Source organism: Streptomyces sp. NPDC005151, assembly GCF_053599875.1.
The window spans coordinates 1-21,475 of sequence record NZ_JBSFYR010000109.1; the positions used below are offsets into that span (position 1 = coordinate 1).

Below are 21,475 nucleotides of genomic sequence, written 5' to 3' on the forward strand. Positions count from 1 at the left end.
GGTGGAACGGTCACCCACTCGACCGAACACGGACAAGTCACCTTGCACGCCTCGATTTCACCCTCACTGGCTGATCGAATTAACCACCAGGATCAGCAGTGTCGCGTCCGGCAGCGGTACGGCGGTCGTGGTCGCGACCGGTGGGAACACCCGGTTCGCCGCGGCGTACGAAAATTCCGCGCGCCGTCGCGGATCGAGCGTCTTCGACCGTTCGGTTCAGGGGATCTCCTGGACGTTGGTCCGGTTCATGCTGCTCACTCCCCCGCTGGTGCTGATGGCCAACGCAGCGCTGCGCGGGCGCGGTCTGGAGACACTGCCTTTCGCCGTGGCGGTGGCGGTCGGTCTGACCCCGGAGATGCTGCCGGTCATCGTCACGACGGCGCTGGCCAGGGGCGCTTCGCTGCTCGCCCGCACCAGCGGGGTGATCGTCAAGCGGCTGCCCGCGCTGCACGATCTCGGTGCGATGGATGTGTTGTGCCTGGACAAGACGGGGACGCTGACCCAGGACCGGCTCGTCGTCGACCGGTCGGTGGAAGGCGCGGGCCTGCCCGACGAGCAGGTGCTCCACTGGGCGGCGGTCAACGCCCTGTGGACGCTGCAGCTCGCCGATCTGCCGACCCCCGACGCGCTCGACGAGGCCGTGCTGGACGCTGCGGCGGAGCGCAGTGGACCGGACCCGCTGTCGGCGTACGACGGTGTGGCAGCCCTGCCGTTCGATCCATTGGAGATACTGATGCCCCTGCCGCACGTCCGTGTCCCTGATCGCGCTCGGTCAGCCGTACGAGAGGTCCTTGCACAGGTCTTCGTCGGCCGACCGCGCCCCGTCGCCGACGGTGGAAGGAGCTGCGCTCGGTGTCGGCGTGGCCTCGGCAGGGGGCGACGGATTCTCTGCGTACGAGGTCCCGAGGATCACTTGGATGCCCGCGGTGCCGGACGCCATGGTCCGTGCCCCGGCGAAGAGGCGCGCGGTGGTCTCCGCTTCGGCCTCCAGACCCGGCCCGTACTGGATGACGGTCGACATGCGGTCCTGGTTGCTCGCGGTGGCTGTACCGGTGACGGTGAAGCCGTGGGCGCGCAGGAGTTCGGCGGCGCGGGCCGCAAGGCCGTCGACCGTGGTGCCGTTGTAGACGGCGAGGCTGATGCCCGTACCGGAGACGTGGGCGGGGGCGGCGGGCGACGGTGACGCGTCGTCCGGCCTCTTGGCGCTGCGGCCGCCCTTGCCCTGACCGCTGGCGTCCTGGCCGTCGATTGTCCGGTCGGCCTTGAGCGCCGCCCAGAGAGCGTGGGCCTCCGGTTCGACGATCGCGACGCGGGCGCCCTCGTAACGCCACGGGACGGTGACGAACCGGGTGTTGCGCAGATCGATGTTCTTCATCGACATGGCGAACTTCAGCAGCCGGTCGGCCGATCCGAGTCCGGGGTCCACGGTCATCGAGTCGGTCGCCGCGTCGGCGAGCGGCAGCAGGGTGGTCGGGTTCAGTCCCTGGGACTTGACCTTCTTGATGAGAGAGCCGATGAAAGCCTGCTGCCTCTTGATCCGTCCGATGTCGGAGCCGTCGCCGATGCCGTGCCGGATCCGCACGTAGTCGAGTGCCCGCTGCCCGGAGACGGTCTGCGGCCCTTTGGCGAAGACCAGTGCGCCACGCGTGGGCCGGTTCGGGCTGAGGTCCTGCTGGTAGATGTCCTGCGGCAGACAGACCGGGACTCCGCCGACGGCGGAGGTCAGTGCGGAGAAGCCGGAGAAGTCCACGACGACGGTGTGGTCGACGCGCAGGCCGGTGAGGTGTTCCACAGTGTTCTGGGTGCAGGCCGGGTTTCCCTCGGCAGTCTCACCCACCGAGAACGCCCCGTTGAACATGACGTGGTGCTGCGGTGCGGTCCACTCGCCGCTGGGTGTCCTGCACGCCGGGATGTCGACCATGGAGTCACGGGGGATGGACACGGCGACGGCGTGCCGGTGGTCGGCGTACACATGGAGCAGGAACACGGTGTCGGAGCGCCCCACGGTGCCCTTGCCGCCGCCCAGCTTCCTGTTGACGCCGGAGCGTGTGTCCGATCCGATGACGAGGACGTTCTGCCCGTTCGACGAGGCGGGTGGCCGGTCGCCCGAGATCCCGTCAGCGCCGAAGGTGTCGATCTGGCCGGTCAGTTTGAGGTAGCCCCAGCCGACCCCCGCGACCAGCAGGACGAGGAACGACAGTCCCGTCATGGCGGTGCGCCGGAGCCTGCTGCCCCGTCCCCCGCCCGCCGCCACCTTGCGACTGCCTGTCATTGGTCACCTCGTCCGTTTCGGTTCCGACTTCCATGGAGGAAGACGTCCGACCCCGCCCCACGGTTGTACAATTGCGCAACTTAGCAAGTATCGCTGCGCGAAGGGATCACCAGACCTACCCACAGCCGACCGGATCCACCAATTCCGGAAGTCCGAGAAGAAGGACGGAACCCAGATGCTGCGCAACGGCCTTGAGCCCTGGCACCTGTTGATTGTCGCGGTTGTTCTGATCGCGCTGGTCGGATCGAAGAAACTGCCGGACACCGCCCGCGCCCTGGGCCAATCCCTGCGGATCCTGAAGAGTGAGGCGAAGGCGATGAAGGAGACCGACCCGCAGCGAGCCGGGGGGCACGGTACACGCCCGCCATTTCATGGCTTGCGCAATCAGGGAACCTTGGGCAAAGAACCACCGTTGACGCGGTAACGGCGGAAGAAGCGCTGATCGATGGATCACTGGACCAACGGAGGAAGTTCGTGACTCCTCCACCCCGTGAACGGGGTGGCTTCTCGCTAAGCGGGTTGAGCTTCGCGACACGGACCAGCCCGGCCCGTAGAACGTTCAGAGCGCCCACCGTGTCAGCGTGCGCGCTGTGGCCGCACGCCTGGCAGTGGAACTCCTCCTGTGTGGGCCGGTTCTCCTTGGCTGTGTACCCGCACTCGGGACACTCGCGGGAGGTGTTGCGGGGGTCCACGGCCATCACTTCCCGTCCGGCGCTTTCAGCCTTGGCATTCAGGATCGCGAGGAACACCCCCCATCCGGCATCAGCGATCGAGCGGTTCAACCCGGCCTTCGCGCTCGCCCCGTTGGGCAGGAAGCGGCCCGGCTTGTCGGGGTCGGGCTTGGGGGCGGGAGCCCTGCTCATGTTGCGGATCTTGAGGTCTTCATGCGCGATGAAGTCGTGTTCGCGGACCAGGTCGAGCGCGGTCTTGTGCGCGTGGTCGAGTCGTTGGCGCCGCACCTTGCGGTGCAGCCGGGCCACGGTCTCCACCGCTTTGCGGCGGCGTTTACCGCCGCGCTTGCACCGGCTGAGGGCCCGCTGTGCGGCTTCGAGCCGCGCCGCCGCCTTCCGGCCGTGGCGCGGGTTGGGCACGAACTCGCCGTCCGAATCGGCGAGGAAGCTGGCCAGGCCCATGTCGATGCCGACCGCACTGCCCGTCTTGGGCAGCGGCTCGGACTCGGCCTGCTCTGCGGTCAGAACCACGTACCAGCGCTTACCCTCACGCTTGACGGAGACAGTGTCGTCTTTCCGGTCTCCATCCATGAGGCGCAGAGCCGTGGGCAGAGCTTCGGCCAGGTCCGCAACGCGTTCATCCGCGTGGTGAACCGGGCGAACGGCGTGGAGCTGGCCCGTTACGACCTGAGCGAGGACGCCTCCACGGAGACGGCCATGGTCTTCGGCGAGTTGTACCGGCACGGTACGGAGTGGAAGTTCCGCGCGGTGGGACAAGGGTATGCGTCGGGGCTGGCCGGTATCGCGTCCGACTACGGCGTCAATGTCTGATCGCTCGAAGCCGCGCTCCTGAGCGGCGGTTTCAGAGTGCCCGTAGTCCGTTGATCACCTCGCGGAGGATCCTCTCGTCCGGCAGCTGCGCGGGTGGTACGGGGCGGCTGACCCGCACATGGCCGGCTTCGAGCAGATCTCCGAGGAGTACCCGGACGACGCCGACCGGGAGGTCGGCGTCGGCGGAGAGTTCCGCGACGGACTGTGTCTCGGAGCGGCACAGTGTGAGCAGCGCGCGGTGTTCGGGGCCCAGCTGGGAATCCTCGGAGCTGTCCGGTGCCTGGTCGGCGGCGGAGACGAGTGCGATCAGGTCGAAGTGCACTCCGCCCGGGCCCGGTTCGGTCCGCCCGCCCGTCATCGCGTACGGGCGGACCAAGGGCCCTGCTTCGGCGTCGTACCACTGGCTGCCCGGCAGTTCGGGCGGGTCCGGGAAGCTCTCGATGAATCCGGGGCCCTCGCTGGTCATGTCCACTGCTGTCTCCGCCCTCTCAGCCGGCGGGGGACGGGGGCACGGAGAACCGCGGCGGGGTACGCAGGTGCTCGCCGACCCGTTTGACGAGCCGGGCCATCTCGTAGGCGACCAGTCCGATATCGGCGAAGGCTGTGCTCAGTACGGCGAGGCAGGAACCGTCCCCGGCGGCTGCGACGAAGAGGAAGCCCTCGTCCATCTCGACCATCGTCTGGCGTACCTCCCCGGCCTGGAAATGCCGTCCGGCGCCCTTCGCGAGGCCGTGGAAGCCGGAGGCGACCGCGGCCAGGTGCTCGGCGTCCTCGCGGCTGAGGGCACTGGAGGCACCCACGGCCAAACCGTCACTGGAGAGCACCACGGCGTGCCGGGCTTCGCCGACCCGGGCCACCAGATCGTCCAGCAGCCAGTCGAGTTCGCCCGAGTGCCTGCGCTCCTCGGTCCGCTCGTTCGCGATCATGCGTGGTCTCCTTCGCTGCGGGGACGGAGTTCGGTGGTGGTTCGGTGGGGCGCCGCCGTGCCTGTGGCGGCGCCGCCGCCGCCGCGTACCCAGCCGTTGCGGTAGGCGGTCATGCGGTCCCTGGCCTGTTCCGGAGTGCGCTCGGCCGGTCCGTTCATGCCGTTCCCGTCGTCGATTCGGGTCGGCTCGGGCCGGGGCTCCGCCCGCAGTTGCGGAACGAGGCTGGCCTGCCGGACCCGGCGGGGAAGTGAGCTGTCGGCCTCCCCCTTGGTCTCGTGGGTTTCCCGGGCTTCCCTGCTCGCGGGGGCTTCCAGGCTCTGGCGGGTTTCCGCGTTCTCCCGGATCCCGCGGGTTCCGGGCTCGGCCCCGGCCTGCTCATCGCTCCGGTCCTCGACCGCTCTGCGGGAACGTGGGCGCAGCGCGGTGACTCCGGCGGTGGGACCCGTCCGCGACTCCAGCGCAGGCACCGGAACCGGGGCGGGGAACGCGGTCGCCGCCTGCGAGCGCACCGCACAGGGGCCCGGACCGGTTCCGAACGCCACACCGTCGCTTTCCTGCTGACGCTCGACCGATGCCTTCTCCGCTACGGCCTCTTCCCCACCCGCCGGGAGCGCGCCCTGCAGCAGTGCGGTCGGCAGCAGGACCACTGCCGTCGTTCCGCCGTACGGCGACGTGCGCAGCTTGACCTTGATGTGGTGCCGGACCGAGAGCCTGCTGACCACGAAGAGGCCGAGCCGGTCGCTGTCGAAAAGGTCGAGTGCCTCCGCCTGCTCGATGCGCCGGTTGGCCTCGCCGAGGAATTCGTTGCCCATGCCGAGCCCGCGGTCCTCGATCTCCAGGGCGTAGCCGTTGCCGACGGGTTCGCCGGTGATCCGGACCTTGGTGTGCGGTGGCGAGAACTGCGCCGCGTTCTCGACGAGTTCCGCGAGGAGGTGGGTGAGGTCGGCGACCGCCGTGCCCTTGACCGCGGCATCCGGCAGTTGTCGCACCTCCACCCGGGCGTAGTCCTCGATCTCGGAGACGGCCGCGCGTACGACATTCGTCAGGGGTACGGGCATCCGCCAGGCGCGCCCGGGGGCCGCACCGGACAGGATGATCAGACTCTCCGCGTGCCGCCGCATCCGGGTGGTGAGGTGATCGAGGCGGAACAGGTCGCTGAGTTCGCCGGGATCGTCCGCGCGGCGCTCCATGCTGTCGAGGAGGTTGAGCGGTGGACCAGCACCTGGCTGCGGCGGGCGAGGTTGACGAAGACCCCGGAGATGCCGTCGGCAAGTTCGGCGCGTTCGACGGCGGCGCTGAGGGCGGCCCGGTGCACGGTGCCGAGGGCCTCGCCGACCTGGCCGATCTCGTCGTGCGAGGCCGGGCCGGACGGTGCCTCGGCCTGGATGTCGAGCTCCTCGCCCGCCCTGAGCCGCTGCATCGCACGGGGCAGTTTGCGGCGGGCGATCTCCAGGGCGCTGTTGCGCAGGGTGACGAGTTCGACGACGAGCTCACGACCGATGCGCACAGAGATCACCAGTGAGGCCGCGACGGCGACGCAGCCGAAGAGGACGGCCGCTCCGGACGGGCTGAACAGTCCGCGGGTGAGCGGGTCGGCGCGGTCCGCAGCGAGTTCTGCGGCTCCGGTGCCGATGGTGCGCCATTGGCTCCGTACGCTCGCCGCGGCCGGATCCCAGTCGGCGGCGGGCACCGCCTGGGCGGCTTCCCGGCCGGGTCGCGCGGTGAGCACCGTGTCCTCGGCATCCTCGATCCGGTGGTAGGCGGACCGGGCGGTGACCTTCTGCCAGGCAGTGCGTTCGGTGGCCGGGAGATCGGCGCCCGCGGTCTCGGTGAGGTTCCTGCGGGTCTCCACCGCCCCGGTGAACTGGACCAGTTGGCGGCCGTCGAGGCGCTTGGTGAGGGCGGCCGTGGCGAGCAGTGCGTCCTCGCGGGCCAGCATCTCGTCGGCGCGGGCCAGTTCGAGGAGCACGCGGGCGTCGGACCCGAGCGCGTCGTCCTGGATGCCCGTGAGGGCGCCGGAGATGCCGAAGCCCGCGGTGACTGCCTGGGTGTACCGGTCGTACACGGCGCTTTCGTCGCGCTCCTGGCTCCCAGTGCCCCCGTCCGCGCGCAGTTCGTGCGTACGGTCGAGGAACCGGTCGAGCCGGTCGGCGACCCCGGCCGGGAGGCGGCCGGTATCGGCGATGGTGTGGTCCTTGTCCAGTCGCAGCGCGGCGAGCGCGGTATCGGTGCGTTTGGTCTGCTGTTCCAGTGCGGTGGCGTGGGCGCTGCTGGGCTCGGCGGTCTGGATCAGGGCGGCTCTGCGTTCGGCCTGGAGGGCGGTGACAGCGGTGGATATCGGCGCCCGCACTTCTTCGTCCGCGAGTTGCAGGTGCCGCAGCCGTGCCACGTCCTGGGCCGTGTTGACCGTGGCGAAGCCCCAGAGAGCCAGCAGCGAGACGACGGGCACCACCAGCAGCGAGATGATCTTCGCGCGTACGGTCCTGGGGCGCAGGGTCCGGCGTCCACGTGGCCCGGACGTCTGCTGCGTCAGCAGCAGACGTCCGTCGCGTTCGGCGCTCTCGTCGGCCGGCGGTCCCGCGTGCGCGCGGCGTCCGCGCGCCGCGGGCGCGGAACCGGGCCGGGCGGCGGTCGTCGTGCCGGGGTCCGGGGTCGTGCGGGGTGGGCGCATGGCCTCCTCGTTCCGGGTGTGGAGCTGGGCAGGGGCGAAAGGGGGACTGTGCTGTGGCGTCAGGGCGTCGCGGACGGAGAGACGTCGTGGCCGCGGGAGCCGCGCCGTGCGCGGGAATCACGTCCGCGCTGCGCGAGGCGCGTCGGGGCCGCGTCGGCCGCCGGTTCCGTGGTGCGCTCGGCGGAGACGTAGGCGGCGCGCTCCCGGGCCGTCGGCGACAGGGCGACGAACGCCGAGGTCAGGAAGAGGTATGAGCCGAGGCCGACGGCGAGGGGAAAAATGAACTGCATCGTCGTGGCCCCGGGAAGTTCGCTGCCGGAGAGGTTGACGCTGACGCCGACGGCCATCATTCCGGTGTAGTGCATGCTGCTGACCGCCGCGCCCATGACGAGCGAGGCCAGTGCGACCGCGCGCGATGACTTGATGTTGAGGGCTGCCCACAGAGCCGCCGTCGCGGCGACGACGGCAATAACCACAGAAAGGACGACCCGCAGGGGGTCGTAGTGGATCGTGCCGTGCAGCCGCAGCGCCGCCATGCCGAGGTAATGCATGATGGCCACGCCGAGGCCGGTGCCGAACCCTCCGACGGCCAGCGCCCGGGTCCGGTCGCGGCTGCAACCGACGGCGAAGACGCCGCAGCCGACCACCAGCATGGCGCCGAGCAGACTGAGCAAGGTCAGCGGCACGTTGTAGCGGATCTCGGTGCCGGTCACGCCGAAGCCGAGCATCGCGACAAAGTGCATCGTCCAGATGCCGGTGCCGAGGGCGGAGGCGGCCGTGAGCAGCCAGTTGCGGCGCGAACGGCCGCTCGTGTCCAGTGCGCGCACGGTGCAGCTCAGTCCGAGCGCCACGCCGATCGCTGCCATCGCGTACGACAGTGCAGGTGTCAGCCAGCCGAAGGTGGCGTGGTCCAGGTGTCCCATGGACCGGGGACGCTAGTCGCCATGGCGGCGCACGTTCGGGGCGCATTTCGAAAGCTGCCGGAATATGACAGAGAGATGATCCCGAACGATCGGGTCGTACTCAAACATGCACACCACTTCCGTCCGGTTCACTGCGTTTCACTCCGGTTGCCGGTGCGCGATCATGTCCCTATGGCCGATGACCACACACACGTCCAGGACTTCTTCACCGCCCGCGCCGCGGACTGGGACACCCGTTTCCCGGACGACGGTCCGGCCTACGCCGCCGCCGTCGAAGCCCTCGGGCTGCGCCCCGGCGACGCCGTCCTCGACGCGGGCTGCGGTACGGGACGTGCCCTGCCCGCCCTGCGGACCGCCGTCGGGCCGCACGGTACGGTCCTGGGCGCCGATCTCACACCGGCGATGCTGGACGCGGCGGTACAGGCCGGACGCGACCGCAATGGTCAGCTGCTCCTCGCCGACGTCGCCCGCCTGCCGCTGCGGGCGGGGGTGCTCGACGCGGTGTTCGGTGCCGGGCTGATCTCGCACCTGTCGCACCCCGGGCCGGACCTGACGGAGCTGGCCCGCGTCGTGCGTCCCGGAGGGCAGCTGGCGCTGTTCCACCCCATCGGCCGGGCCGCGCTGGCCGCACGCCACGGCCGGCAGATCACGGACGACGATCTGCGGGCCGCGCCCCACCTCCGGCGGCTGCTCGCACGTTCCGGCTGGCAACTGGTCTCGTACACCGATGAGGACACACGGTTCCTCGCACGCGCCGTGCGGAAGGGCTGACCTGGGCCCGGCTCACGTACGCACTCGCTCACTCGACCGGGGCGCCCGGCCTCCGCCGTGTCGAGGGTGCGCTCGAATTCCTCGAAGGTCTGCGGCACGTCCTTGATGCCCATGTGCGCGCCCAGAGTGCGGTAGTAGACGGCGAACGCCCGCAGTTCGTGATCGGAGAGGCGGCGCCAGCCGTAGCTGTCGATCCAGCGCTTCGGGACCACGACGAACGTACACAGCACATAGCGCATGTCGTCGTTGCTGATGTCTTAACTGCGGTGCATCTGGTTGATCCGGCGGATCGCCGTGCGCCCCGCGTCGCTGTCGAAGCCGTGCTCCACCACGGTGTCGAGGAGCAGCGCGGTGTCGTCGTACCGTTTCTGCGAACGATCCGTCAGCTCAGCCGTTTCGGCGAGGAGCCGGCCGATGCTGGGGGCCGCATACGTGCGGTACAGGGCCAGTTCGAGCGCACGGGTGATGTCCCAGGGGATTTCGTACGTCGCCGTGAGCCGGTAGATCTCCAGGAAATCCCGCTCCGGATCGAGCCGCCTGATCTCCTTCAGCCGGTCGAATCGCTTCACCGCGCTGCCCCCGTTCCTCGGTCGAAGGTCAAACTTTACGCGGAAGGGGAAGACCGTAAGTATGTACGACCGCACCACGCGTGCACGGCTCCCCGGAAGGCGGTCCCCCATGATCGACATGCTCAGCAGTCTGCGGAAGGCTGTGTCACCCGGCCGGAAGGGTGAGCGGCCCGCGCCGCCGCGCGAGGAACGGCAGCGCAAACAGCACAATCTGTTCGACGCGGCCGCCACCTATGTCTCGGCTTGCGTGGACGACGACCAGGAGCGGATGGACGAAGCGAGCGGCTGGGTGTCACCCGAGGCGCTCTCCTTCGGCGTGAACGAACTGGCCTGCCGGGCGGTCACCGCGCTGGCGCGTGAGACCGGCCAGTCGCCGCAGACCGTGGCCCGTACGCTGCTCGGCCTGCCCGCCGACTGAGACCGGCCGGCCATTGGGGGGTGGGTGAAGGAGCGGGGCTGGGGTGCGTGCATCGCAAGGCGGAGGATTGAGCCATGGCGAATGGGGCCTCCCCTGCTCGAGCGAAGCCGAGAGCTCGGGGAACATGGTGATGGACGACAACGCCGCGAGGTGCGTGCCCCAGCCCCGTGACGCCGCCCCCCAATCGCCGGCCGGTCTGAACCGCGACGTCCGCTTGCCGACGGTGCGGTGGGGCCTGCCTTGTCAGGGCCTCGACGGCCGCGTTACCCACTGGTTAAGGTGCGCCGACGGAAAACGATGAGGGACGAGGAGGGTGCTGTGGCCGGGACGGACGACACAGTCGCCGACGAAGACGCACTGTATGTGCTGACCGCGGTGCTGCTGACACCCGCGCAGTTCCCGAGCGTGCTCGGGGACGACTACCCGGCGGCCTGCGCGGCACTCGGCCTCGAACCGTACGCCGAGGGTTACGGGCTGGTCCTCGGGCAGGACGACGGCGGGGCCCGGTGGACCGTCGTCGTCGATGACGTGTCCCTGGTTGCCGTCGCGATCGCCTCCTGGGACTGCGGTATGGAGTACGACCTCTCCCCCGACGACCGTTCGGTGGTCTGCGCGCTCCCTGGCTGGCCGCTGGCGCTGGCGGTCGCCGCGCCGGGGGTCCCTGCGCCGCACGACCCGCTGCCGGACCCGGAGGCCGAGGGAGCCGATCTGCCGCCGCTGAGCCCTCCCGACACGGAATCGTGGGGACCTCCGCAGCGGCGGCTGGGCGCCGACGAGATCGCGTTGCAGTGGGCGGCGTGGCGCGAGCAGATCGACGACGCCACGGCGTTCGCGGGTACAGACGTCGCGGGCGGCGCCGATGACGCAGAGGGCGAGAACGCGTCGGACCCCGCGGACTCTGCGGACGAGGAGGGCGCAGACGACCCGGATGCCGACGGAGCCAACGACGCGGACGCCTCCGCCGAAACCACGGCCACTGCCGATGCCGACGCGGACGCGGACGCCTCCGCCCACACCGCTGCCACTGTCGCTGCCGATACCGACGACGACGACGACGACGCGCCCTCAGGCGTCCATCCCGGTGTCCGACGCGCGCTGGCAGAAGCCCACGCCTACGTTGACAACCCGCCGCCGCCCGGACGTATCCGCTCCTCCTTCGCCCCCGGCGAAGCCCGCACCCTGCGAGCCGACGGCCCCGGCTGGTCCCTGGTCGCCCGGACGGACGACATCGCGTTCATCCTGCTGGACGAGGAACCCGGCGAGGTCCTGCCTGTCGGCCGCGGGGCGGAGCTGCCCGGTCTGCTGAAGGCGCTCGACGCGCTCGCCGTGCGACCGGCCTGATTCTCGGCGCCCGCTCCGGGGCCGGGCCGAGGCCGAGGGCCCGCAGCGCCGACTCCGTCTCGGCCTGCGCCGCCGGGTCGCGAGCCGGCCTGCGATTAAGACCGACCGGCAATTGGGGGGCGGCGTCACGGGGCTGGGGCACGAACCTCGCGGCGTTGTCGTTGTCGTCCATCACCATGGCTCCGCCATGGCTCAATCCTCCGCCTTGCGATGCACACACCCCAGCCCCGCTCCTTCACCCACCCCCCAATTGCCGGTCGGTCTAAGCCAGGGGCTCCGCCGTCCTCCTTGGCGGCCCGGCTGCCCGTGCCGCCCCGTCGGCCGCTACACACGCTCCAGCGGTCGGTGCGGTTCGGCGGGCAGTTCGACCGTGACCGGGTCGCCTGGCCGGACCACCCCACCGGTCCTGACGATGCTCATGATCCCGGCCTTGCGCACAATGTTGCCCGCCTCGTCACGGCCGACGACCTGCTTGAGCAGCCCTTCCTGAAAGGTGTCGATCTGCAGGCACGGGTTGCGCAGGCCGGTGACCTCGACGACGGCCTCGTCGCCGAGGTGCAGCAGCGTGCCGACGGGCAGCGCGAGGAGATCGACGCCACGCGTGGTGACGTTCTCCCCGAGGTCACCGGGAGCGACCTCGAAGCCCTCTGCACGCAGCTCGTCGAAGAGTTCCTCGTGGATGAGATGAACCTGGCGCAGATTCGGCTGGGTGGGGTCCTGTGCGACGCGGGAGCGGTGCTTCACCGTGACCCCCGCGTGCACATCCCCCTCCACTCCGAGTCCGGTCAGCAGGGTGACGGTCTGCCGGTTCGGCTTGGTGAATGAGTAAGCCCCGTTACTGCTCACCACGGTGACGGTCCCGCTCATCTACGAAGAACCCCTTTCAGCGGCCTATTTCCTTACGGGTGATCCTGCGGAGCCTGCGCCGCTGAGAGGGGTCCAGCATCAGGTAGGCCACCGCAGGCACTCCGATCAGCACCAGCAGCGACAGCCAGAATCCGATGAACGGCATCAGGATGACTGCCGCGACGACTCCCCCGATGGCAATCTTTGCGCTGTTCGACATCGTCCACGCCTCCTACGCGGCTCACGCCGCTCCTGCTGTGAGAACGCCTGTGCGTCCCCATCGGTTCCAGCCCGCAGCGGCGGGCCTCCCGCCGGGTCACCGCAGCGGTTCGCCGACCTCGTGCATGTGCTGCAGCGCCTGCCGGTAGGACTCGATGAGTCCGGTCTCCGCGTACGGCATACCGAGCGCCTCGCAGTGGGCGCGCACCAGGGACTGTGCCCGGCGCAGATGGGGGCGGGGCATGCTCGGGAAGAGGTGGTGCTCGATCTGGTAGTTGAGCCCGCCGAGGAACCAGTCGGTGAGGACGGCGCCGCGCACGTTGCGCGAGGTGAGGACCTGCCGCTGGAGATGCCCCCAGCGCTCGCCGTCGGGATCGGGCATCTCCATGCCCTTGTGGTTCGGCGCGAAGGCCATGCCCAGGTGGAGCCCGAAGAGTGCATGGTGCACGAGTGCGAAGACGACGGCCTTGCCGGGAGACATGACGGTGAGGAGCAGCGTCGCGTACAACCCGAGGTGGGTGACGAGGAGGGCTGCCGAGAGGGCCCGCTCACGGGCTGGCTGCTGCCGCAGGTACTGGAAGCCGGAGATCTTGAGGGCGATGCCTTCGAGGAGCAGCATCGGGAAGAACAGCCGGGCCTGGTTACGGGTCAGCCGGCGGGCGAAGCCTTCGCGCTGGGCCGCCTGCTTCTGGGTCCACACGAGGGCGCCGACGCCGACGTCCGGGTCCTTGTCGATGTGGTTGGGGTTGGCGTGGTGGCGTACGTGTTTGTCGTTCCACCAGGCCTCGTTCATGCCGAGGAGCAGATTGGCGTGGATCAGGCCGATGATCCGGCTCATCTTTCGGTCGCCGGTGATCTGGGCGTGTCCGGCGTCATGGCCGACGAATGCGGTGCGGGCCCAGAAGACCGCCAGCGGCAGGGCGAGCAGCAGGGTCCACCAGGTGTTGCCGAGGAGGGCCAGGCCGGTCGTCACGGCGCCCAGGGCGAGGAGGTTGGCCACGATGCGTGCCGCGTACCAACCGGTGCGCTGCTTCAGGAGACCGTGTGCCTTGACGGCCCGCAGAAGAGGCGCGAAGTCGCTCCCGGAAGCTCCGGCGCCCCGCCCGAATCCCGCCGGTGCGGCAGTTCCGGTGCCTGGGGCGTCTCGCGCTCCTCCGGCACTGTTCGCACTGCGGGCACGGTCGCGGGTGCGGTCCGCGACGGTGACTACGGCCTCGGGCATGGCGTCTCCGGTCTCTGGGAGGCTTGAAATCTGCTCTGACCTGCTGAAACGTACGGGCAGGGGCCGCACGTCAACCATGGCGCCACCACCCGGGATTCCGGGGGGCAGCCCCCTCCCCACAGGGGGGTGCTGGCTACACCCCACAGCCCACAGACGCCCGTGGAAGTGATGTGGATCACGGCAATCGCACTCCCGGGCACCGCCGCCGTGGAGTACCCTCGGCGACCTTGGCACCCACTAGTCAAACTTGAGGAATCCGACATCACCGTGCACAGGCTTCCCGCGCCGTCCCCCGCCGAGATCTCCGCGCTCTCCCGCTGCTCCGTCGTCTTCCTGCCCTCGGACCCCGCCCGCACCGGCCGGGTCGCCTTCTGCCACCCGGAAGGCAGCGGCCCGCCCGAGGCCCCTGGGACGGTCGGGGAACTGACCCTCGTCGGGGCCGATGCCCACCCGTACCGCGTTCCGGCCCTGCTGCTGCCCGTGCGCGACTCCCTGCCTGTTCTGACCCGCGCGCGGGCGGCCGCGCACTCCCATCCCGCGGCAGCGTTCTGGGGCGCTGCCGCACTCCTCGCCCTCCAACTCGCCGCCCGCGGACTGCTGCTGCCGGGGCTGAGCGCCACGGACCACGACACCTGGCGGACCGGTCCCCTGACGGCCTCCGATCTCGACCGGATCCGTGACCTCGCGGCCTCCATGCCCCCCACCGCCCATGCGGTGCCGCTCGACGAGGACGCCGAGCCCGTGCTGTTGCCGGAGCCGGAGCGGCTGCTGCGCGCATTCCTGGACGCGGTCGCGGACGGCCTGCCGCGCACGCCCGCAGCGGTGTTCGCCACCGGCAGCCCGGCGTTCGCCGTCGACACGCCGCAGCAGCTGCCGGACCGTCGTGGCTGGGCCGCTGATGTCGCGGCCGGGCACGACGCGGGAGTGCGGCTCTCGCTGCGTATCGAGCTGACCGGTCCTCCCGGGGTGCACGAGGACACCGAGCCGGGCGCCGGGCCGTCCTTCCGTGCGGTCCTGCAGATCCACAGCGTCAGCGATCCGACACTGGTCGCCGATGCCGCCGACGTCTGGGCGGGCAACGCACCGACCGCGGCGGCGTTCGGTCCTCGGGCCCGGATGGACGCCCTCCTCTCGCTGCGCCGCGCCGCCCGCGCCTGGCCGCCGCTGACCCCGCTGCTGTCGGCCGCCGTGCCGGATTCCGTCGATCCGGCCGATGAGGAGATCACCGAACTGCTCGGCCCTGCCGCACGTGCGCTCGCCGCGACCGGGGTCCAGGTGCACTGGCCAAAGGAGCTCGCCCGTACCCTCACCGCACGCGCGGTGATCGGCCCGCCGGATGACGAGAACGGCGGCGACGGCGAATCCCGCAACGGGCGGCCCGCGTCGGACACCCCGTCGTTCCTGTCCGCCGACGCGCTGCTGGCGTTCAACTGGTCGTTCGCACTCGGCGACCAGCAGCTGACCCGCGCCGAACTGGACCGCCTGGCCGAGGCCGGCAGGCCGATCGTCCGGCTGCGCGACCAGTGGGTGCTCATCGACCCCGAGGAGGCGCGCCGCGCCCGCGAGGCGCAGGACCGCAAGGTCACCCCGATCGACGCGCTCGGCGCCGTACTGACCGGTTCCACCGAGGTCGACGGCCGCAGGGTCGACGTACAAGCGACCGGCTGGCTCGCCCGGCTGCGGTCCAGGCTCGCCGATCCCGAGTCGGGCGAGCAGCAGACGGTCGGTCAGCCCGCCGTGCTCGCCGCGACGCTGCGGGACTATCAACTGCGCGGTCTGAACTGGCTGCACACCATGACCTCGCTCGGCCTCGGCTGCTGTCTGGCCGACGACATGGGTCTGGGCAAGACCATCACGCTCATCGCCCTGCATCTGCACCGGCAGAGCGTCGACGAGGCAGCCGGACCGACCCTGGTGGTCTGCCCGGCCTCGCTGATGGGCAACTGGCAACGGGAGATCGAGAAGTTCGCCCCCGGTACGCCGGTGCGCCGCTTCCACGGCGCGTCCCGCAGCCTGGAGGGCCTGGTGGACGGCGAGTTCGTCCTCACCACGTACGGCACGATGCGGCTCGACGCGGCGAGGCTCGCCGAGGCCGGGTGGTCCATGGTGGTCGCCGACGAGGCGCAGCACGTCAAGAACCCGTACTCGGCGACCGCGAAGCAGCTGCGGACGATCGGAGGGCGAGCGCGGGTGGCACTCACCGGCACCCCGGTGGAGAACAACCTCTCCGAACTGTGGGCGATCCTCGACTGGACGACGCCCGGGCTGCTGGGCCGGCTCGGCACGTTCCGCACCCGGTACGCGCGGGCCGTGGAGGGCGGCAGCGACCCGGCGGCGGCCGAACGGCTCGCCGCGCTGGTCCGGCCGTTCCTGCTGCGGCGGCGCAAGTCCGATCCGGGCATCGCTCCGGAACTGCCGCCGAAGACGGAGACGGACCGTGCGGTGTCGCTGACGGCGGAACAGGCCGGTCTGTACGAGGCGGTGGTACGGGAAACCCTGGCTGAGATCTCCGGCGCAGACGGGTTCGCCCGGCGCGGCCTGGTGATGAAACTGCTGACGGCGCTGAAGCAGATCTGCAACCACCCTGCGCAGTACCTCAAGGAGGAGCGGCCGCGGATCACGGACCGTTCGGGGAAGCTGGAGCTCCTGGACGAACTGCTCGACACGATCCTCGCGGAGGATGCGAGCGTGCTCGTGTTCACCCAGTACGTACAGATGGCACGGCTGCTCGAACAGCATCTGGCAGCGCGCGGAGTGCGTACCCAGTTCCTGCACGGCGGCACGCCGATCGCCGAACGCGAGGCCATGGTGGACCGGTTCCAGGCCGGTGAGGCCCCCGTCTTCCTGCTGTCGCTGAAAGCAGCGGGCACGGGGCTCAACCTCACCCGGGCCGGCCATGTCGTGCACTTCGACCGCTGGTGGAACCCGGCGGTGGAAGCACAGGCCACCGACCGCGCGTACCGCATCGGGCAGACCCAGCCGGTGCAGGTGCACCGCCTGATCGCCGAGGGAACGATCGAGGACCGGATCGCCGACATGCTGGCCCGCAAACAGGGTCTCGCGGATGCGGTGCTCGGTTCCGGCGAGTCGGCGCTGACAGAACTGACCGATGCGGAACTGGCGGATCTGGTGGAGTTGCGAGGGGGCGCGCGATGAGTGACGGCTATGAGAACGACGCATACGAGATCGACGGGGACGCATCCGACGACGTCGCCGAGGAGGAGTCGGCACCGGAACAGGAACGTACCTTCGCCGCCCTGCCGCCGGCGCGGGGCCGCGGTTTCGCCGAGTCCTGGTGGGGCCGGGCATGGTTGAAGGCCCTGGAGGACACGGCGCTGGACGGCAAACAGGTCAAGCAGGGGCGCCGGTTCGCCCGCGAGGGGCGGGTCGGCGCGGTCTCCGTACGGCCCGGTCGGATCACCGCGGTCGTCCAGGACCAGGACTCGACCGCGTACCGCAGCGATGTGCTGCTTCAGCAGCTGAGCGAGGAGGAGTGGGACCGGTTCCTGGACATGGCCGCCGACCGGGCCGGGCACATCGCCGCACTGCTCGACCGGGAGATGCCACCGCATCTGGTGGAGGACGCGGCGGCGGCCGGAGTCGATCTGCTGCCGGGCATCGGAGATCTGGATCCTGAGTGCACGTGCGAGGCATGGGACCACTGTCCGCACTCCGCCGCCCTCTGCTACCAGGTCGCGCGGCTGCTGGACCAGGACCCGTTCGTACTCCTGCTGATGCGCGGGCGCGGCGAACGGCGGCTGCTCGACGAGCTCCAGGTGCGGATCGCGGTCCGTGCCGCAGAACGGGAACCCGCGGAGTCCTTCGCTGCGGAGGGCCGTCGAGTGCGCGGCGTACGGGCGGACGAGACATTCGCTGCGCGGGACATCCTGCCGCCGCTGCCCGCTCCCCCGCCGCTGCCCGCGGAGCCCGGTCCCGCCCCGTCGCTGCACACGGAGACCGAACCGGAGCCCGGTCTCGACCCGGCGGCACTGGAGGCCCTGGTGACGGACAGTGCGGTACGCGCCTACCGAATGCTGGCGAACGCCCTTGCGCCGGACCACGAACAGCAGCCGGTGCAGCACGAGTTGACGCCTGAGCAGGACGCGGTACGGCTGATCGCCGACGCCAGTCCCGAGCCCTGGATCGTGACACGGCTGAGCACCGGATCGGGGCGGCAGCGGGCCGAACTCGACGCGGCGGTGCGAGCTTGGGGTTATGGCGGGGCGGCCGCGCTCGCAGTGCTCGACGAGGAATGGGCGCCCGATCCGGAGTCCCTCGCCCGGGCCCGTGCGCGGCTCGCCGAGGCGTGGGAGGACGGCGAGCGCCCGCAGTTGCGGGCGGCGAGCAACCGCTGGACCGTTGCGGGTGGCGGCGTACAGCTGCGGTACGGACGGGACGGGCGCTGGTGGCCGTACCGCAAGGACCGTGGTCGCTGGAACCCGGCGGGCCCGGCGGACGACGATCCGGCGGCGGTGCTGGCGGGCGCGCTCGGCGACGGTCAGGTCCTGGCCGGAAGGTCATTGACAGAGCCATGATCGGACGCTGCCGTGCCGACGGCCCGCTGGTCCTTCGGCCCGGGTTCCGATTCCGCCCGGTCACTGGCCCTGCTCGGGACCCTGGCCGTCGGCACCCCGGCACCGCTGCCGTTCCGCGCACACCCAGCGACCAGTGAGATCCGGACGCCGACGCCCAGGGAGCGGTTGCTGATCATTCCGCGGGCGGTCAGGCGATGGTCCTCCGCGCGTACACCTCGCCCTGACCGTTCTGCCGGGGCTGCTGCGCACCTTCCGGGAGCGGTTCCCCGACGTGCGGCTGGACATCCACGAGATGACCACGGATCCGCAGATCGCCGCCCTGCGCGACAAGGGCATCGACATCGGCGTGGCGGTGACCGGCCGGAACACCCTTGCCCTCATCAACGACAACGACTTCGGCATGACCGACGGCGCCGAGGCGTTCGACGCGAACGGCCGGCTCGTCGACAGCAGAATCGAGACATCGCTGACGGTTGTCGAGTTGCCGCGCCCCCTGCACGGCTGATCCACTTCCTCACGCCACGAACCCCCAACTTCCGCTCCCCTAACGATTTTCGGCCTCCTGCCGTCTTCCGCCACCCGCGCGGCGCCCGTACGGTAGGGCGCGCGAGACGCTCGGCCGTACATCGGACAACACATTCCGGTCAGCGGACCAGAGGGGGTCACAGGGTGTCGGGGGAATCGGGTTCGGGGCTGTTGCGCGACGCCGTAGGGCTGCGCGAAGTTCTTTTCCAGAGCATCACGGCAATGGCGCCCGCCGCCGCCATCGCCGCATCCATACCGTCGGGAGCCGCGTTCGCCGGCGGCAGTCTGCCGCTCTCCGTGCTGGTGGCGCTGGTGGCCTGTCTGTTCACCGCGTCGTGCGTCGCGGAGCTGGCCCGTCATCTGCCCGCGGCCGGTTCGGTCGCCACCTACTCCGCGCAGGGCCTGCATCCGGCCGTCGGCTTCCTCGTCGGCTGGGGCTATGCCTTCGTCGAGGCGCTGGTGCCCGCACTGCTCCTGCTACAGCTCGGCTTCACGACGGCGGGCACGCTGCACCAGGAGTGGTCGTCCTACCCGGCGGACCTGTGGTGGCCGTGGTCGCTGCTGGGCGCGGTGATCATCGCACTCGCCGGCTACTTCGGGGTACGGGCGTCCGCCCGATTCGGCACCGTCCTCGGCATCTTCGAGGTGCTGGTCTTCGTCGCATTCGCGGTGCTGCTGATCGGGCAGGCCGGTTCGCACAACACGCTGTCGGTGTTCGGTACGTCGCACACCGCGGACGGCTTCGACGGCATCAGCGGAATCTTCGCCGGCTCGGTCTACACCGTGCTGGCGTTCGCGGGCTTCGAAGCGGCGGCGCCGCTCGCCGAGGAGACGAAGAACCCGCGGCGCACCATGCGACGGGCGGTGCTCGGCGCCGCGCTGTCGATCGGCCTGGTGTACATCCTCACCACATACGCCATGTCCGTGTACTTCGGGCCCGACCGGTTCACCGGGTTCGGCGCCTCGGGGGCGGCGTCATGGGAAGGCGTGGCGCGCGCCTCGTTCGGGCTGTTCTGGGTCCTGCTCTTTCTCGCCGTCGTCAACTCGACCGTGGCCAATGCCAATGCGTGTGCGAACGTGTCGACGCGCACGGCCTTCGCGCTCGGCCGTATCGGCGTGTTCCCGCAGGCGTTCGCGCGGCTCCATCCGCGCCGCCGCTCGCCCGTCACCGGTGTGGCCGTGCAGTTCGTGATCGCGGTCGGCGCGGCGCTCGGGCTCGGCTTCGGCTATGACCCGGTGACTGCGTTCGTCCTCCTGGCGACCGTCATCGTCACCGTGATCATCGGCGTGTACATCGTCGTCAACCTGGCCTGCGCCGGGTACTTCCTGCGCCGGCGTCGCGAGGCGTTCAACCCCGTACTTCATCTTGTCTTCCCAGTACTGGGCATCGCGGCGTTCATACCGGCGCTGCTGACGGCCGCCGGGATCCCGGCATTCGACTTCGTCTCGGAGCTCAGCGCCCCCGTCTCGTACGCCGGTCCGGTCGTCGGTGTCTGGATGCTCATCGGCATCGTTGTACTGGTGGTACTGGTGCGCAGACATCCGGAGCGGGTGGCCCAGACCGGACGGATCCATCTGGACGAGGCTCCGGAGGCCGTCGTCGATATCGGAACAGGAGCAGAACAGCGATGAGCGACCCGCGGATCCTGACCGTGCGCCCCAAGGAGGGCGAGTACGCCTGGACCTTCGGCGGTGCGGCGCCGGTGGCCCGGATCGAGCCCGGCACCTTCCTCGATGTGTACACGGAGGACTGCTTCGCGGGCCGGGTGCGCTCCGAGAAGGACCTGGTCTCCGCCGTCTGCGAGTTCCCGTTCCTCAACCCGCAGACCGGTCCCTTCCATGTGGTGGGAGCGGAGCCGGGCGACACCGTCGCGGTGCACTTCGTGTCGATCGAACCGGCCAGGGACTGGGCGGCGTCCACAACCGTGCCGCTGTTCGGGGCCCTGACCTCCACCCATACGACGGCGTCGTTGCAGGCCCCGCTGCCGGAGGTGGTGTGGATGTGGCAGCTGGACCGGGCCCGTCGCACCTGCCTGTTCAGTGCCCGGGACAGCGACATCCAGGTCGAGTTGCCGATGGATCCGATGCACGGCACGGTCGGGGTGGCTCCGGCCAATCTGGAGGTGCGGTCCGCGCTGGTTCCCGACGCGCACGGCGGGAACATGGACACGCCCGAGATGCGGACCGGGGTCACCTGCTACCTGGGCGTCAACGTCGAGGGTGCGCTGCTGAGTCTGGGCGACGGCCATGCCCGCCAGGGCGAGGGCGAGACCTGCGGAGTCGCGGTGGAGTGCGCGATGAACACTGTGGTCCTGGTCGAGCTGCTGAAGGGGGTGGCGACGCCGTGGCCGCGAATCGAGTCGGACACTCATCTCCTCTCGACCGGTTCCGCCCGCCCTCTCGAAGATGCCTTCCGTATCTCGCAGTTGGACCTGGTGCAGTGGCTGGCACGCGACTACGGCCTCTCCGAGCTCGACGCGTACCAACTGGTCAGCCAGGCCGGTGAAGCACCGCTGGCGAACGTGTGCGACACCAACTACACCTGTGTGGCGAAAATCCGCAAGGAGTGGCTGCCCGCGGGCGATCCTCATGGTGGACTGCACCGACACCTCCGCGAGACCGCCTCCCTGCTCCCCATCCTCTGACCCGAATCCGCAGGTAGTGGCGGTGTCCGGTAGCTGATACGACGACAGGTGCGCTTCGAGTTTGAGAAGATCGAGGTTCCTACGCCTAAT

The 21,475-nt window shown here is 70.2% G+C and carries 16 protein-coding genes and 5 pseudogenes; 11 read left to right on the plus strand and 10 right to left on the minus strand.

Going from position 1 to position 21,475, the window contains the following annotated elements; all coding sequences use genetic code 11:
• A pseudogene (locus tag ACWD6R_RS34895) lies at positions 1 to 725 on the plus strand (P-type ATPase); the annotation flags it as partial.
• 47 nt (positions 726 to 772) lie between these two features.
• Here the strand turns inward: ACWD6R_RS34895 and ACWD6R_RS34900 are convergent.
• Positions 773 to 2,272, minus strand: a complete 1,500-nt coding sequence (locus ACWD6R_RS34900; protein ID WP_451822405.1) for an LCP family protein — start codon at positions 2,270 to 2,272, stop codon at positions 773 to 775.
• 175 nt (positions 2,273 to 2,447) lie between these two features.
• On the opposite strand from ACWD6R_RS34900, the gene tatA reads away from it, so the two are divergent.
• On the plus strand, positions 2,448 to 2,696 hold the full coding sequence (gene tatA / locus ACWD6R_RS34905; protein ID WP_451822406.1) for a Sec-independent protein translocase subunit TatA: 249 nt from the start codon (positions 2,448 to 2,450) through the stop codon (positions 2,694 to 2,696).
• An 86-nt stretch (positions 2,697 to 2,782) separates the two neighbouring features.
• Here the strand turns inward: tatA and ACWD6R_RS34910 are convergent.
• Positions 2,783 to 3,510 (minus strand): annotated as a pseudogene (locus ACWD6R_RS34910) (RNA-guided endonuclease InsQ/TnpB family protein); the annotation flags it as partial.
• On the opposite strand from ACWD6R_RS34910, the pseudogene ACWD6R_RS34915 reads away from it, so the two are divergent.
• Positions 3,505 to 3,774, plus strand: a pseudogene (locus ACWD6R_RS34915) (TerD family protein); the annotation flags it as partial. The pseudogenes ACWD6R_RS34910 and ACWD6R_RS34915 sit on opposite strands and share 6 nt — an antisense overlap.
• A gap of 31 nt (positions 3,775 to 3,805) precedes the next feature.
• On the opposite strand, the gene ACWD6R_RS34920 reads toward ACWD6R_RS34915, so the two are convergent.
• The 4 genes and pseudogenes from ACWD6R_RS34920 to ACWD6R_RS34935 all read right to left on the minus strand — a co-directional run bounded on the left by ACWD6R_RS34920 (position 3,806) and on the right by ACWD6R_RS34935 (position 8,294).
• Complete coding sequence (locus ACWD6R_RS34920) at positions 3,806 to 4,240, minus strand: DUF742 domain-containing protein (protein WP_451822407.1); 435 nt, start codon at positions 4,238 to 4,240, stop codon at positions 3,806 to 3,808.
• A gap of 22 nt (positions 4,241 to 4,262) precedes the next feature.
• Positions 4,263 to 4,700: a roadblock/LC7 domain-containing protein gene (locus ACWD6R_RS34925; protein WP_451822408.1), complete on the minus strand. Its 438-nt coding sequence runs from the start codon at positions 4,698 to 4,700 to the stop codon at positions 4,263 to 4,265.
• Positions 4,697 to 7,371, minus strand: a pseudogene (locus tag ACWD6R_RS34930) (sensor histidine kinase). Before ACWD6R_RS34930 ends, ACWD6R_RS34925 begins: the two are co-directional and overlap by 4 nt.
• Before the next feature lie 59 nt (positions 7,372 to 7,430).
• A complete protein-coding gene (locus ACWD6R_RS34935; protein ID WP_451822409.1) occupies positions 7,431 to 8,294 on the minus strand; it encodes an MHYT domain-containing protein in 864 nt (287 codons plus the stop codon).
• A 171-nt stretch (positions 8,295 to 8,465) separates the two neighbouring features.
• Between ACWD6R_RS34935 and ACWD6R_RS34940 the strand changes: the two genes are divergently transcribed.
• The gene (locus ACWD6R_RS34940; protein ID WP_451822410.1) at positions 8,466 to 9,065 is read left to right on the plus strand and encodes a class I SAM-dependent methyltransferase; all 600 of its coding nucleotides are present in this window, start codon (positions 8,466 to 8,468) and stop codon (positions 9,063 to 9,065) included.
• Positions 9,066 to 9,115: 50 nt separating this feature from the next.
• On the opposite strand, the pseudogene ACWD6R_RS34945 reads toward ACWD6R_RS34940, so the two are convergent.
• Positions 9,116 to 9,634, minus strand: a pseudogene (locus ACWD6R_RS34945) (oxygenase MpaB family protein); the annotation flags it as partial.
• A gap of 109 nt (positions 9,635 to 9,743) precedes the next feature.
• Between ACWD6R_RS34945 and ACWD6R_RS34950 the strand changes: the two are divergent.
• Together ACWD6R_RS34950 and ACWD6R_RS34955 are read left to right on the plus strand one after the other, a co-directional pair.
• Positions 9,744 to 10,052, plus strand: coding sequence for a hypothetical protein (locus ACWD6R_RS34950; RefSeq protein ID WP_451822411.1), 309 nt, complete (start codon positions 9,744 to 9,746; stop codon positions 10,050 to 10,052).
• 318 nt (positions 10,053 to 10,370) lie between these two features.
• Positions 10,371 to 11,393: a hypothetical protein gene (locus ACWD6R_RS34955; protein WP_451822412.1), complete on the plus strand. Its 1,023-nt coding sequence runs from the start codon at positions 10,371 to 10,373 to the stop codon at positions 11,391 to 11,393.
• Between the two features lie 324 nt (positions 11,394 to 11,717).
• Here ACWD6R_RS34955 and ACWD6R_RS34960 read toward each other — a convergent pair whose 3' ends face one another.
• The 3 genes from ACWD6R_RS34960 to ACWD6R_RS34970 form a co-directional block, all read right to left on the minus strand.
• On the minus strand, positions 11,718 to 12,260 hold the full coding sequence (locus tag ACWD6R_RS34960) for an MOSC domain-containing protein (protein WP_451822413.1): 543 nt from the start codon (positions 12,258 to 12,260) through the stop codon (positions 11,718 to 11,720).
• A gap of 16 nt (positions 12,261 to 12,276) precedes the next feature.
• Positions 12,277 to 12,459, minus strand: coding sequence for a hypothetical protein (locus ACWD6R_RS34965; protein WP_359114556.1), 183 nt, complete (start codon positions 12,457 to 12,459; stop codon positions 12,277 to 12,279).
• A 96-nt stretch (positions 12,460 to 12,555) separates the two neighbouring features.
• The gene (locus ACWD6R_RS34970; protein ID WP_451822414.1) at positions 12,556 to 13,680 is read right to left on the minus strand and encodes a fatty acid desaturase family protein; all 1,125 of its coding nucleotides are present in this window, start codon (positions 13,678 to 13,680) and stop codon (positions 12,556 to 12,558) included.
• 267 nt (positions 13,681 to 13,947) lie between these two features.
• Here ACWD6R_RS34970 and ACWD6R_RS34975 point away from each other — a divergent pair, with 267 nt between their 5' ends.
• The 5 genes from ACWD6R_RS34975 (at position 13,948) to ACWD6R_RS34995 (ending at position 21,385) form a co-directional block, all read left to right on the plus strand.
• Positions 13,948 to 16,836 carry a DEAD/DEAH box helicase gene (locus ACWD6R_RS34975; RefSeq protein ID WP_451822415.1) on the plus strand — a complete coding sequence of 963 codons (2,889 nt, stop codon included), beginning with the start codon at positions 13,948 to 13,950 and terminating at the stop codon, positions 16,834 to 16,836.
• Entirely contained in the window at positions 16,833 to 18,215 is a 1,383-nt protein-coding gene (locus ACWD6R_RS34980; protein WP_451822416.1) for an SWIM zinc finger family protein, read from the plus strand. The genes ACWD6R_RS34975 and ACWD6R_RS34980 overlap by 4 nt, the downstream gene beginning before the upstream one ends.
• 220 nt (positions 18,216 to 18,435) lie before the next feature.
• Entirely contained in the window at positions 18,436 to 18,720 is a 285-nt protein-coding gene (locus tag ACWD6R_RS34985) for a LysR substrate-binding domain-containing protein (protein WP_451822419.1), read from the plus strand.
• A 164-nt stretch (positions 18,721 to 18,884) separates the two neighbouring features.
• Positions 18,885 to 20,372, plus strand: a complete 1,488-nt coding sequence (locus tag ACWD6R_RS34990) for an APC family permease (RefSeq protein WP_451822417.1) — start codon at positions 18,885 to 18,887, stop codon at positions 20,370 to 20,372.
• Complete coding sequence (locus ACWD6R_RS34995) at positions 20,369 to 21,385, plus strand: acetamidase/formamidase family protein (protein WP_451822418.1); 1,017 nt, start codon at positions 20,369 to 20,371, stop codon at positions 21,383 to 21,385. The genes ACWD6R_RS34990 and ACWD6R_RS34995 overlap by 4 nt, the downstream gene beginning before the upstream one ends.
• Positions 21,386 to 21,475 lie beyond the last annotated feature (90 nt).

Excerpts from the sequence above, each read along its gene's own strand:
- ACWD6R_RS34995 (WP_451822418.1), top strand. The coding sequence starts at position 20,369 with ATGAGCGACCCGCGGATCCTGACCGTGCGCCCCAAGGAGGGCGAGTAC.
- ACWD6R_RS34920 (WP_451822407.1), bottom strand. The coding sequence starts at position 4,240 with ATGACCAGCGAGGGCCCCGGATTCATCGAGAGCTTCCCGGACCCGCCC.
- ACWD6R_RS34925 (WP_451822408.1), bottom strand. The coding sequence starts at position 4,700 with ATGATCGCGAACGAGCGGACCGAGGAGCGCAGGCACTCGGGCGAACTC.
- ACWD6R_RS34980 (WP_451822416.1), top strand. The coding sequence starts at position 16,833 with ATGAGTGACGGCTATGAGAACGACGCATACGAGATCGACGGGGACGCA.
- ACWD6R_RS34900 (WP_451822405.1), bottom strand. The coding sequence starts at position 2,272 with ATGACAGGCAGTCGCAAGGTGGCGGCGGGCGGGGGACGGGGCAGCAGG.
- ACWD6R_RS34940 (WP_451822410.1), top strand. The coding sequence starts at position 8,466 with ATGGCCGATGACCACACACACGTCCAGGACTTCTTCACCGCCCGCGCC.
- ACWD6R_RS34950 (WP_451822411.1), top strand. The coding sequence starts at position 9,744 with ATGATCGACATGCTCAGCAGTCTGCGGAAGGCTGTGTCACCCGGCCGG.
- ACWD6R_RS34960 (WP_451822413.1), bottom strand. The coding sequence starts at position 12,260 with ATGAGCGGGACCGTCACCGTGGTGAGCAGTAACGGGGCTTACTCATTC.
- ACWD6R_RS34970 (WP_451822414.1), bottom strand. The coding sequence starts at position 13,680 with ATGCCCGAGGCCGTAGTCACCGTCGCGGACCGCACCCGCGACCGTGCC.
- tatA (WP_451822406.1), top strand. The coding sequence starts at position 2,448 with ATGCTGCGCAACGGCCTTGAGCCCTGGCACCTGTTGATTGTCGCGGTT.
- ACWD6R_RS34965 (WP_359114556.1), bottom strand. The coding sequence starts at position 12,459 with ATGTCGAACAGCGCAAAGATTGCCATCGGGGGAGTCGTCGCGGCAGTC.
- ACWD6R_RS34935 (WP_451822409.1), bottom strand. The coding sequence starts at position 8,294 with ATGGGACACCTGGACCACGCCACCTTCGGCTGGCTGACACCTGCACTG.